The 12,014-nt window shown below is 43.4% G+C and carries 9 protein-coding genes and 1 pseudogene; 6 read left to right on the top strand and 4 right to left on the bottom strand.

Annotation, left to right across the window (positions count from 1 at the left end; all coding sequences use genetic code 11):
• Positions 1–20: 20 nt before the first annotated feature.
• From KDN43_RS08700 to KDN43_RS08675, 6 genes and pseudogenes are all read left to right on the top strand, one after another.
• Complete coding sequence (locus KDN43_RS08700; protein WP_238841580.1) at positions 21–734, top strand: MotA/TolQ/ExbB proton channel family protein; 714 nt, start codon at positions 21–23, stop codon at positions 732–734.
• Positions 735–898: 164 nt separating this feature from the next.
• Positions 899–1,306: an ExbD/TolR family protein gene (locus KDN43_RS08695; protein WP_238841579.1), complete on the top strand. Its 408-nt coding sequence runs from the start codon at positions 899–901 to the stop codon at positions 1,304–1,306.
• 46 nt (positions 1,307–1,352) lie between these two features.
• Positions 1,353–2,141: an energy transducer TonB family protein gene (locus tag KDN43_RS08690; RefSeq protein ID WP_238841578.1), complete on the top strand. Its 789-nt coding sequence runs from the start codon at positions 1,353–1,355 to the stop codon at positions 2,139–2,141.
• A 13-nt stretch (positions 2,142–2,154) separates the two neighbouring features.
• On the top strand, positions 2,155–2,700 hold the full coding sequence (locus KDN43_RS08685) for a DJ-1 family glyoxalase III (protein WP_238841577.1): 546 nt from the start codon (positions 2,155–2,157) through the stop codon (positions 2,698–2,700).
• 340 nt (positions 2,701–3,040) lie between these two features.
• Positions 3,041–4,771, top strand: a pseudogene (rpsA, locus tag KDN43_RS08680) (30S ribosomal protein S1); the annotation flags it as partial.
• Positions 4,772–5,493: 722 nt separating this feature from the next.
• Complete coding sequence (locus KDN43_RS08675) at positions 5,494–6,426, top strand: TIGR01212 family radical SAM protein (RefSeq protein WP_238841576.1); 933 nt, start codon at positions 5,494–5,496, stop codon at positions 6,424–6,426.
• A gap of 178 nt (positions 6,427–6,604) precedes the next feature.
• On the opposite strand, the gene KDN43_RS08670 is transcribed toward KDN43_RS08675, so the two are convergent.
• The 4 genes from KDN43_RS08670 to KDN43_RS08655 form a co-directional block, all read right to left on the bottom strand.
• Positions 6,605–7,333 (bottom strand): lipoate--protein ligase family protein, encoded by a 729-nt coding sequence (locus KDN43_RS08670; RefSeq protein WP_238841575.1) that lies wholly within the window; start codon positions 7,331–7,333, stop codon positions 6,605–6,607.
• A gap of 47 nt (positions 7,334–7,380) precedes the next feature.
• Positions 7,381–8,679 carry a class II aldolase/adducin family protein gene (locus KDN43_RS08665; protein WP_238841574.1) on the bottom strand — a complete coding sequence of 433 codons (1,299 nt, stop codon included), beginning with the start codon at positions 8,677–8,679 and terminating at the stop codon, positions 7,381–7,383.
• Positions 8,680–8,760: 81 nt separating this feature from the next.
• On the bottom strand, positions 8,761–10,038 hold the full coding sequence (locus tag KDN43_RS08660) for a zinc-binding dehydrogenase (RefSeq protein WP_238841573.1): 1,278 nt from the start codon (positions 10,036–10,038) through the stop codon (positions 8,761–8,763).
• Between the two features lie 14 nt (positions 10,039–10,052).
• Complete coding sequence (locus KDN43_RS08655) at positions 10,053–12,014, bottom strand: SDR family NAD(P)-dependent oxidoreductase (protein WP_238841572.1); 1,962 nt, start codon at positions 12,012–12,014, stop codon at positions 10,053–10,055.

Raw genomic sequence — 12,014 nt, 5'->3', positions numbered from 1 at the left:
TCATTTAGAATATTATTGTCATGATTCTTTTGCAAATACCCTCTCCTGCAGATACTGCAGAGACATTGTTCAACAACCTACAACCGGCAATAACAGCTGAAACAGAAGCGATAACAATGAACGCGTTCGATTTAACAATGAAGGGCGGATGGTTGATGATTGTATTGTTTATACTGCTATTGATGACAATTTACGTGCTTATTGAAAGGACACTGGTCATAAATAAGGCTAGTAAAGAGGATAACTCTTTTATGAACCGCATTAAAGATTATATTCACGACGGGAAAATAGATGCTGCTATTACTCTTTGCCGCAATACAGACACACCTTCGGCCCGTATGGTAGAGAAAGGTATCACAAGGTTGGGGAGGCCTACTGCAGATGTGATGACCACCATAGAAAACCAGGGAAACATAGAAATATCGAAACTGGAAAAAGGGCTTCCCGTACTGGCTACTTCCGCTTCGGGTGCGCCTATGATAGGTTTTCTTGGGACAGTTACCGGTATGGTAAAAGCCTTTATGAGTATGGCAAGTGCAGGCGCCAACGTTGATGTGACTATCCTCTCAACAGGTATTTATGAAGCTCTGGTGACAACGGTGGGTGGTTTGATAGTCGGCATTATTGCACTGTTTGCTTACAACTACCTGGCAACACGTATAAAAGGGATAGTGAACAGGCTTGAAATGAGAATTATGGAGTTTATGGATATCTTAAACGAACCGGTTATTTAGCAGTATCAGGAGGCTGAATTTACCATCTGATGAATTACAGACTGGCTAATTAATACTGACTTACGGCCACTGATTTCTGATCTTTTGCTTCAGGATTACGGTAACTGACTTCTGATGACAAAACTCTGATTTTTTTGATTACAGACTTCAAAAAACACAAAAAAATGGCATTAAAACAGCGTTTTAAAATAGAATCTAACTTCAGTCTGGCATCTATGACAGATGTGATATTTCTGCTCCTTATTTTTTTCATGATCACATCTACCATTGTAGTGCCAAACGCTATACAGGTATTATTGCCAAGATCGCAGCAACAGGCTCAGGCAAAACCCATAACAAGGGTTACCATAGACAAGGATATGAATTACTATGTAGCCAATGCAAATGAAAAGGAGCGACAAGTGCCTTTCGAAGCGATCACGCCTTTTCTGCAATCGGTTTACACGGCCGATCCAAATATTTTTGTGGCTCTTTATGCCGATGAGAGTGTTCCCTATCGTGAGATTGTAAGAATTCTTGATATCGCCAATCGTAACCAGTTTAAAATGGTGCTGATGACCAGGCCAAATTAAACCTTTCAGGCTCTATTGGCTCAAATCATATCACAACATAATAATAATGATGCAGTTTACAAAAGAAAAAACAGCAGGGATAGCAGGAGCAATAATCTTTGCCATATTGCTTCTGTTAATCCTTTTGTATTCATACTTCACACTTGCATCACCACCAGATGAACTGGAAGGGATACCCGTGATGTTCGGTACTGCAGAGAATGCTTTTGGTTCTGTAGAACCACTAATGTCCGAAGTGGTACCAACACCAGTACAAACTCCTGTTGTCCCTGAATATTCTCCCAGGGAGCAGCTTATAACACAAACGACTGAGCCCACTATAGATGTGGAGGCCAAACGCGAAGAAGAACGTCGCCAGGCACAACTGGCAGAAGAACGCAGAGTCCGTGAAGAAGCTGAGCGCAGGCAACGTGAAGAGGAGGCCAGGAAAAGAGAGATCAATCAACAGATCTCAGGCCTTTTTGGAGAGGGCTCCGGAAGTCGCGGAAACACTGAAGGCAGCGGCACACAAGGTGTCTCTACCGGGAATGCTTCACAGGGATCACCCACCGGTACCGGGGGAATAGGTTCTTATAATCTGGGTGGGCGCAGCCTGGGAAGCGGGGGACTCGCACAACCTCGATATAATGTGAACGATTATGGCACGGTAGTTGTTAATATAATTGTGGACCCTTCCGGTAATGTGATTGATGCTGTGATTGGGCGCGGTACCACAGCCGATAACGCCACACTCCGAAACGAAGCTTTACGCGCGGCAAAAAGTACCAAATTCAACGCGATTAATTCTGCCAACAACCAGAAGGGAACTATAACATATCAATTTAAACTAAAGTAAAAAAACTGATAGTATGAAGAAAGTAGCCCTGTTTTTAGCTAACGGATTTGAAGAAATTGAAGCGCTTGCTACCGCTGATATTTTGCGAAGAGCATGGATACCGGTTGAGACAGTCTCCATTTCGGATGATAGAGAAGTAACCGGAGCACACAACATTACTGTTACCGCCGACATAACATTCAGTAAATCGGACTTTTCAGATGTGCAGATGTTGTTGCTGCCCGGTGGAATGCCCGGGGCAAAACATCTAAACGAACACGATGGTTTAAAAAAACTGCTGGTTGAATTCAATTCGCAGGGAAAACCTATTGCAGCCATATGCGCCGCTCCAATGGTTTTGGGTGGGCTGGGTTTGCTTAATGGCAAACGCGCTACCTGTTATCCGGGTTTTGAAACTGAGTTAAAGGGTGCGCATGTTACAGGTGAGAAGGTAGTGACAGACGGGAACATAACTACAGCCAAGGGGCCGGGACTCGTTTTCGATTTCGCTTTGAGCCTGGTGGAACAGATTGCCGGAAAAGGCACACGTCAGGATGTTCAGAAAGGATTGCTTCTATAATATCCTCAAAAACAACATCGCAGGCACTACTCAAATTCCGAGACAATAAAAAACAGCCTGCCTCAATAAGACCAAGAGAATATTTCTCTTTATTCACTAAAAAAATTATGGTGCAAAGAGTTGGTTATTAATAAAAAACCAATTACCTTTGCACCACTTTTTTTGAACTTCTCGTTAAGCTGAATCATCTGAAGCCTCTATATGGCAAGCAAAACCCAAAAGAACTTGTCCGGGTTTTGATTGGGTGCGAATGCTGAAATAAAAGTCTGAAATAAATAGTATAAATTTATTGAACAATATAATGTCTCACTTTTTAATTTAAAATTATTATTCACAACAAATGACTGAAAACCTAAAAAATGTGGCCCCCATAGAAGAATTCGACTGGGATGCCTATGCCGAAGGAGATCCTTATAGTAAGGAGAACAGGGAAAAACTTACCGAAAGCTACGATAGTACACTGAGTAAAATCAGTGACAAAGAGGTGGTAACAGGTATTGTAACCTCCATGAACAAACGCGAAGTGGTTGTAAACATCGGCTATAAATCCGATGGCGTTGTATCAATGAATGAATTCCGCTACAACCCCGAACTGAAAATTGGCGACGAAGTAGAAGTGTACATCGAAAGCCAGGAAGATAAAAAAGGACAATTGCTCCTTTCTCACAAAAAAGCACGTGCATCACGCTCTTGGGACCGTGTAAATGCTGCGCTCGAAAATAATGAGATCATCAAGGGATACATCAAATGCCGCACTAAAGGTGGTATGATTGTGGATGTATTCGGTATTGAAGCATTCCTCCCGGGATCACAGATAGACGTGAAGCCTATCCGCGATTACGATATGTTTGTAGATAAAACCATGGAATTCAAGGTTGTGAAAATCAACCCTGAATACAAGAACGTGGTGGTTTCACACAAAGCCCTCATCGAAGAAGAGCTGGAACAGCAGAAGAAAGAGATTATTTCCAAGCTCGAAAAAGGACAGGTACTTGAAGGTGTGGTTAAAAACATCACCTCCTACGGTGTGTTTGTCGACCTTGGCGGTGTTGACGGCCTTGTTCACATCACTGACCTCTCTTGGGGACGTATTCAACACCCAGAGGAGGTGGTTAAACTGGACGACAAGATAAACGTGGTAATTCTCGATTTCGATAATGAGAAAAAACGTATAGCCCTTGGCCTAAAACAGTTGACTCCACATCCATGGGATGCCTTGAGCGAATCGTTGAAAGTAGGCGATATAGTCAAAGGTAAAGTTGTTGTTATGGCCGATTACGGTGCATTCGTAGAAATAGCTCCCGGCGTGGAAGGATTGATTCACGTATCGGAAATGAGCTGGACACAACACCTTCACAGTGCACAAGACTTTATGACTGTAGGAGAAGAGGTGGAAGCCGTTATTCTCACACTCGACCGCGACGAGCGTAAAATGTCGCTTGGTGTGAAACAGCTCAAACCCGATCCATGGGAGAGCATCGAGGTGAAATATCCCGTTGGAAGTACTCACACTGCTACTGTACGCAACTTCACCAACTTCGGTGCATTTGTTGAAATAGAAGAGGGTGTGGAAGGATTAATTCACATATCCGACCTCTCATGGACCAAGAAGATCAAGCATCCAAGTGAAGTTACAGAGATAGGAGCTCCCATTGAGGTTCAGGTGCTTGATATAGACAAGGAAAACCGCCGTTTGAGCCTCGGGCACAAGCAGCTTGAAGAAAATCCATGGGATGTATTTGAAACTATCTTCACAGTCGGTTCTATACACGAAGGGACAATTATTGAATTGCTGGATAAAGGTGCGGTTATCTCTCTACCGTACGGTGTTGAAGGGTTTGCAACTCCCAAACATCTGGTAAAGGAGGACAATTCTCAGGCACAGGTAGAAGAGAAGCTTGAATTCAAAGTTATTGAATTCAACAAGGATGCTAAACGCATTATTGTCTCTCACAGCCGTATTCACGAAGATATCGCAGGAGACGACTCCAGGAAAAGAGGCAAACGTGGTGGCAAAAAAGATGGAGGAAGTGATGTTACAGCTTCTATACCTGTAATGGAAAAAACCACGTTAGGTGATATCGAAGAGCTGGCTGCCTTGAAAGAGAAGCTGGATAATCAGAAACTTGAAGCTCTCAACAAGAAAGCAAAAAAAGAGGCTGAAGCTAAAGCCAAAGCTGAAGCTAAAGCCAAAGCTGAAGCTAAAGCCAAAGCTGAAGCAGAAGCGGAAACTTCCGCTGAAGAGACTGAAAAGCCCGTAGCTGAAAAGACTGAAAAGCCCGTAGCTGAAAAGACTGAAAAGCCCGCAGCTGAAAAGACTGAAAAGCCCGCAGCTGAAAAGACTGAAAAGCCCGCAGCTGAAAAGACTGAAAAGCCCGCAGCTGAAGAGAAGAAAGATGACAAAACAGCTACTGATGATGTAAAAGCGGAAGGAAAGTCCAAAACCAATGAAGCTAACGTTTCTGAAAATGAGGACTCTAATGCCGATGCTGCAAAGGCTGAAAAAGAAGGACCAAAAGCTGAAGCACCTGATACCGAGGTGAAAGAAGAGCCAAAGGCTGACGCAGAAAAAGGAGCATAATACATCTTCAATAAATATATTTTTTAAAACTGTCCGGAACTGATTCCGGACAGTTTTTTTATCTCATTAGTTCATACTTTTGAGACAAGCAAAAGCTGAATTATTAAGCTGCTATTGTAACATATATGAGTGTTGAATAGATTTTTTAATCATTTCCCTGGACTATATCTACAAATATATTTTTCCGTATCTTTGCTAATAAACTTTCTGAAATGTTTTCAAACGACAAACCATATAGAGATTTTGGCGAATTCCTTTCGGCAAGATTCCCATTCAAAGTGCAGAAGATATCCATCAATGCCGGCTTCACATGTCCCAACCGCGATGGCAGCAAGGGACGCGGCGGATGTACCTACTGCAACAACCAGAGTTTTAGTCCCGGTTACGGCAAACCGGACAAATCCGTTACCGAACAGATGGCCGATGGCATTGATTTCTTCTCGCACAAATATCCGGAGATGAAATATCTTGCCTATTTTCAATCCTATACAAACACTTACGAAAGCAAAGATAGCCTCATTCGGAAATATGAAGAGGCACTCGCCACACCCAATGTGGTGGGATTAATCGTTGGTACACGTCCTGACTGCATGTCTGACTGGCTGTTGGATTATTTTGAGGATCTGCGCAAGAGAATATTTGTAATGCTGGAGTATGGTGTGGAGTCAACATTAAATAAAACACTGGAACGGGTAAACCGTCAACATACCTATGAAGAATCTGCCGTAATGATCCGTAAAACGGCAGAAAGAATGATCCCGACAGGCGCACACATGATCCTGGGCCTGCCCGGAGAAACAGAAGAAGATATCCTGCACCATGCCGAAGAACTCTCCAAATTGCCTTTAACAACATTGAAACTGCATCAGCTGCAGATAATAAAAGGGACAGCTATGGCCAAAGAATTCAGATTACTCCCTGAATCATTTAACCTGTTTTCGCTGGAGGAGTATATAGATATGTGTGTCGATTTCGCTGAAAGGTTAAATCCGGAAATCTACATTGAGCGGTTCACCTCTCAGTCGCCCGCGAAGCTGCTAATTGCACCGGACTGGGGCCTGAAGAACTACGAGGTGCGGGAGAAGATTATTAAACGGTTCCTGGAAAGGGAAACCTGGCAGGGAAGGTTATTTAATTGGCTCTAAAATATTGACTTAACTGTAACATTGTGTGCCAATTGGTTCTAAACGCTACTAAAAGGTCCTGTTCTAATCTTTTTATACCATTATTTTCTCAGGAAGCTCTCAAAACGAAATGGCTACATCCAGCTACCGTCAAGTAATTAGCCGTACTGACTTTTCAGAAATTTCAAAATCGGAATGACTACATCCTGTAGTTCCAGTCACGCTGTGTATACTTGTTCTTTTGCAGTTCCTCAATCTCTGCTATCTCCTCCTCCTGAAAAGCCCCTATTTCCTTTACTCCTAACTGTTGAGCCATCTGTCGGGCAAATTGTTGAAAAAACTGTTCGGGTTCCACTGTTACTCCGGTTTTATCATTTAGAAAAGATCTGATATTTTTAACGGGGCTGGGTACAGATGCTGTAGCTTTTTTGATCAGACTTCTGTTTTGTGCATCAAGAGACCTCCTGAGCATCTGCAAATCCGTATCATAAAGCAATGTGCCATGATGAAGCTCCCTTCCCCTGGAAACATGAGACGCCGTACCCGATACTTTATATCCATCCAGCCAGAGGTCTTTTCTCTTTCTGATTTCAGCCGGTATGCCCATTCTGTGCAATACCTCCACCACAGGATCGAGAAAACGATGGCTTAGCGGAGCTTCTGTTTTATCGATAATAAAACTGTAGTTCAGATTCCCGGTATCATGATATACTGCCCCCCCTCCCGACAACCGCCGAACAACCCGTATTCCATGCTCAATACAGAAATTCTGGTCCACCTCATTGAGCACCGCCTGATTGGATCCGATAATAATGCTCGGATTGTTTATATACAGTAGCAAAAAATCTTCTCCCAGTTTCGGGAAAAGATACTCTTCTGCCGACAGATTAAACGCCGGCACCCTACTGTGGGAAAAGATTATTTGCATATATAAAAAACAGGCCTTGTTAAAAAGACAACATAGTGACTTTAAATCTATTTCACATTGAACGCGATTCGTAACTCATCTATCTCTTTGTCTCCAATCGGTTGTAACGAACCAATCGAAGAGGCCATCACAAGTGAGTTAGCAGAGAATTCAGCTACCTCAAGGTAATCGAAGGTATTAAGCAGTTTGTCTCCAGTTACAAATACACTGTCGTTTTCTACCAGGATTACACGGTTTTCATTGAACATTCTTGCCACGCTGTCCACATCATTAAAAATTAACCCGAAAGCTATGGAAGGAACATCCTGTAGAAAGATCCAGCTTTCGGGGATAGTTCTCACATCGAATTTTGTTCCGCTTACCGCATGTGCCATCAGATTCACCGGCTGTGTGCAGATAATGGAGTTGATGTGCGGATTCAACTGGTAAATACGTTGGTGCAATGCAACCGATCTGCTTGGCGTTTTCCCCGCTTCGGCCATACCACTTTTTATCTGCACAATATCACTTGGTACAATATCCCACCGTGCCACATTCCTTGGGGTGATAAGAAAATCATTATTTCTCCAGCGTACGGAAACCGTTCCATAAGTCGATATCATCAGCCCCTGATTACAAGCTCTCCTGATAATATTCACCATTTCGGTTCTCAACGCCCTTTCGTCGGAAGGGTATTCAATATCCATAAAATGTGGAACATTGGAAGGTAAATGATTTACGTATTTCAATACCTGTTCATCTGTAAGATAATTCGCATGCCCCAGCCTTTTGGCATTAATGATAGTGCGACAACAGAACTCAAGTGTTTCAAACCGCTGATATGCATCCATCAAATCGGTCCCGCCCAACACCACGCCATGATTCTCCATGATCACCGCCTTATATCGGGTATCCCTGAATTCGCAGGCAATCTTTTCACCCAGATCTTCACTGCCGGGAGTACCATAGGGAGCAAAACCGATATCTCCGCAAATATTATGTGCTTGCGGTACAATTTTGGTGTCCGGAACAATACCGGCAATACTGAAGGCTACAAGTGCAGGTGGATGAGCGTGAATGATCGCCGTTATCTCAGGTCTTGCCTCATAGATGGCCTTATGAAAAGGGAGCTCCGATGATGGTTTGTGCAGGCCTATGACGGTCCCGTCCTTTTTCACTTGCATAATATCATTCACAGTAAGTGAACCTTTATCCACACCCGAAGGGGTTATCCATATGTCCCCGTTTTTATCCCTGATAGAGATATTGCCACCCGAAGTGGTTGTCATCCCGCTACTGTAGATTCTTCCGATGATCACGTTAATCTGTTCCACCGGATGCATTAAATTAATATCCAACTGTCTCATTTACATAATTTTATTAGTTGAAAGCCGAGACAAAACATTTTATGATGTCTCAAAAATGGACTTTCAGCTATAATTAATTTTTTATAATAATATACCAGCCTTTGCCAGTAAAAAATTTTCTGCTTCCACACACCACAATCCATTGTTCCGTTCACAAATTTCAGCTAATCCTTTAAAAAGATCATCCGTTTCGCCTAATTTTGCAAAATCCGAAATAGGAGTAAGCGGCATATCTATATGGGTATAAATCAGCTTTTTGCCTCCTGCAACATTAGGCAAGTTGTTTGTGGCATTAGCTACGGCGTTCAACCCTCCTATATGGGTAACCAGCCCGGCAGGATCAAGCCCTTTGCTCATAATGTCCAACGCTTCAATCATATCATCGTTGTTTCCACCGCTTGTGCCGGCAATGTGTGTATAGGCATAATGAACATTGTAGAAATTCAACATTGCACTGAAATTAGGATTGTCGGGACCGGCAAAAAAATTCAAGCATCCGTCAAATCCGAGAATTGCATCGCCTTGCTCAACAACCGCCCTTACAGGAGCAAATACAAAAACATCATCGAAACCTGTACCGCCACTGATTGCTTTCAACTCCTCCACGGGATTCTCGATTTTACCTGTGTTGATGTATTTCAAATCGATGCCGCGTGAAGCAGCAAGCTCAACGGTATAAATAGATGCTGCACGATTGAGCCGTGACTGGTCGATATCAGTAACCACCAACAGGGACGGCTTTAATTCTTCGCGGCGTAGCACGAAATTGATAGCAGCAAGCCCCATTGGCCCCACACCCGCCAGTATAGCCATCTTTCCACCATCCACAATTTCCATCTTGTGCTGGTAACTGCCCGGTGTGGTATGATAGTTGGCGTGCATAGCCCCTATAACACAAGATAACGGCTCAGCAAGCGATGCGGGATAATATCCTTCACCATGATACGTCAACAGGCATTTTTTCTCCATCACCTCATTAGGAATGATCACGTAGGTGGCATCACCTCCAATATATGGGTAACTGTAACCTGGAGCGCTCAGAATACCAACAGGCCCGTTTTCGTAATACAAGGCCGGCTGAATAGAAAATTTATCTCCTGCCCTGAACTTGTGAGTCCATTTAGCACCCACCTTCACCAGTTGGCCGGCAAACTCGTGTCCGATAATGATTGGGTTTTCTGATACATTATCGGGGATACGTTTGTGTTCTGCACCTTGCAAGGATGCCTTGTAAGACGACATGCACAGAGAATCGCAAACCACTTTGGCTAAAATTTCATCTTCTCTTACAGGAGGCAACTCAAACTCTTCTAGCCGGAGGTCTTTCTTTCCATATAGCCGTACTGCTCTTGTTTTCATTTTGCTACTATTTATTAATTCAACATTACCTGTCCGCCGGTAACAGGCAATGCCTGTCCTGTCTCACCACACTGATCCATCAGGTAGAGCACTGCTTTGGTAACATCTTCCGGCGTACATCCCTTTTTCATTGGCACCTTCGACAGATAAAACGTTTTCACATCATCGATGGTTTTTGCGTTTGGTACTTTTCCCGCTCTCAGATACTGTACAAACAACCCATTATCGGGATCGCTCCAGAGAGGGCCTTCATAGAAGTTCCCCGGACAAACGGAGTTCACTTTTATGCGATAAGGCGCCAGCTCAAGCGCGAACGATTGTGTCAGTCCGATACCACCGAATTTTCCTCCAGCATATGCAAAATTGGCTTTACTCCCCTGAAGACCCGATTTAGAGTTTATCTGGATTATGTCGGCGTAATAATCACCTGAAGCATACAGAGTCTGTAATTTCATAATTCTGCTAACCACCTTCGTGCAATAAAAATAGGCATTATAATTAATGCTGGTCACGAAATCGAAATTTTCAGGCGTCATATCCTCCAGGCCGCCTGCACGCAAAACACCGGCATTACTGATAAAACAGTCTATCCCCCCGAACAGGCAAATGGTTTCATGGATAAGATTCTCCAGGCTCTCAATTTCAACCACATTTGTCTTTATAAAAACAGCTCTGTTGTTATTGGCGAGACTATTGAAATTTTCTGCTGTCACTCTGCCTGCCTCTTCATTCAGATCGGCAATCACAATATTTGCACCCTCCTGCAGCAAATAACGTCCTATTCCTTTTCCAAAGCCCTGGGCTGCTCCTGTGATCACAATGGTCTTATTATCAACACGTCCTTTAGAGGCCCCAACAGCAATACTTCGGCGATAATTTTCCACTTCCCAGTTATCGATAAAATCGATCTGGGGCTGTATTAGCGGGTGAGGTCCGCCAAACGATTGTGAGAGAAAGGCGACCCTCATTGCATCCTCAAATACATCAAGTATGATATCGCATTGCCTGGCATTGTCACCCACGGCTACAAGCCCGATACCTTTTATCAACAAGACTTTAGGCAGATAACCGAACTTGCTTACAAAACCTGGAATCGATTCCTTTGCGTTTGCAACAACTTGTTCGGGTGTATCATCGTTTAAAAACAGATAGTTTGATTTGCAGTAAACAATAGCATCGGGAGTAAAAGGCTTGGCAACGGCTGCCTGGTTAACGGGAGTGTCACAAAAGTATTCTACCAATCCGTTCATGCGTATTTTCAAGGTCTTTAGGCCATCCACAGAAACCAACATACGGATGGCCGGCAGCACTTCTACAGTGTAGTTGCATATCTCCCTTTCACCTACTGGCAAGGGGTTGCTCACCGCCCTTTCAAGTGTCGCAATAATTGAACAATATATTGATTTTATCTCTTCAATACTATCTGCAGCTACAAAAATTCCATGGTTTTGCAACCATATCACTTGCGGTTCTTCGCTGAATTTCCGGCGATATTCCCTTATTTTCTCGTCCACTTTTTTGAACAGGACATATCCCGGATCGGTATACTCCACATAAAGCACTTTTTTTCCGAAAAGATTTTTCAGCCCTGCCCCCGCATTTACAGCACACATTAATCCATTAACGACAGTGGGATGCAAGTGAACGACAAATGCATAGTCGATCACATTGTGCATAGAGGTCTCTACCGACGGGCGTTTACCTTTTGTTATGGTAGCAGCGGCAAGATCATTTTTTACTTGCTCTTCACGCTCAGCGGCATTGTTGCTGTATTGCTTTTCAGATATCTTATCAAGCAGCGAGCGTTCCAATACGGCAAAACCGTCTTCTGTGATGGTTGCAAGTGATGAACCGCTGGCTTTCACCCATATTTTCTCTTCGTTCTTGAACGAGGTATTTCCACCTCCGGCGATCACAAAACGGCTATCTTTGCCATAGAACTGCGAAATAGATATTAAATCCTGAATTTCTTTCAT

The sequence above is a fragment of the Proteiniphilum propionicum genome, from assembly GCF_022267555.1.
Classification (GTDB): Bacteria; Bacteroidota; Bacteroidia; order Bacteroidales; family Dysgonomonadaceae; genus Proteiniphilum; species Proteiniphilum propionicum.
This window is presented reverse-complemented; position numbering and strand designations above follow the sequence as displayed.

What these genes read in the sequence shown, in the direction of transcription:
- KDN43_RS08665 (WP_238841574.1), bottom strand. Translation starts at nt 8,679, where the DNA reads ATGAGACAGTTGGATATTAATTTAATGCATCCGGTGGAACAGATTAAC.
- KDN43_RS08690 (WP_238841578.1), top strand. Translation starts at nt 1,353, where the DNA reads ATGATGCAGTTTACAAAAGAAAAAACAGCAGGGATAGCAGGAGCAATA.
- KDN43_RS08700 (WP_238841580.1), top strand. Translation starts at nt 21, where the DNA reads ATGATTCTTTTGCAAATACCCTCTCCTGCAGATACTGCAGAGACATTG.
- KDN43_RS08670 (WP_238841575.1), bottom strand. Translation starts at nt 7,333, where the DNA reads ATGCAAATAATCTTTTCCCACAGTAGGGTGCCGGCGTTTAATCTGTCG.
- KDN43_RS08685 (WP_238841577.1), top strand. Translation starts at nt 2,155, where the DNA reads ATGAAGAAAGTAGCCCTGTTTTTAGCTAACGGATTTGAAGAAATTGAA.
- KDN43_RS08675 (WP_238841576.1), top strand. Translation starts at nt 5,494, where the DNA reads ATGTTTTCAAACGACAAACCATATAGAGATTTTGGCGAATTCCTTTCG.
- KDN43_RS08660 (WP_238841573.1), bottom strand. Translation starts at nt 10,038, where the DNA reads ATGAAAACAAGAGCAGTACGGCTATATGGAAAGAAAGACCTCCGGCTA.
- KDN43_RS08695 (WP_238841579.1), top strand. Translation starts at nt 899, where the DNA reads ATGGCATTAAAACAGCGTTTTAAAATAGAATCTAACTTCAGTCTGGCA.
- KDN43_RS08655 (WP_238841572.1), bottom strand. Translation starts at nt 12,014, where the DNA reads ATGAAAGAAATTCAGGATTTAATATCTATTTCGCAGTTCTATGGCAAA.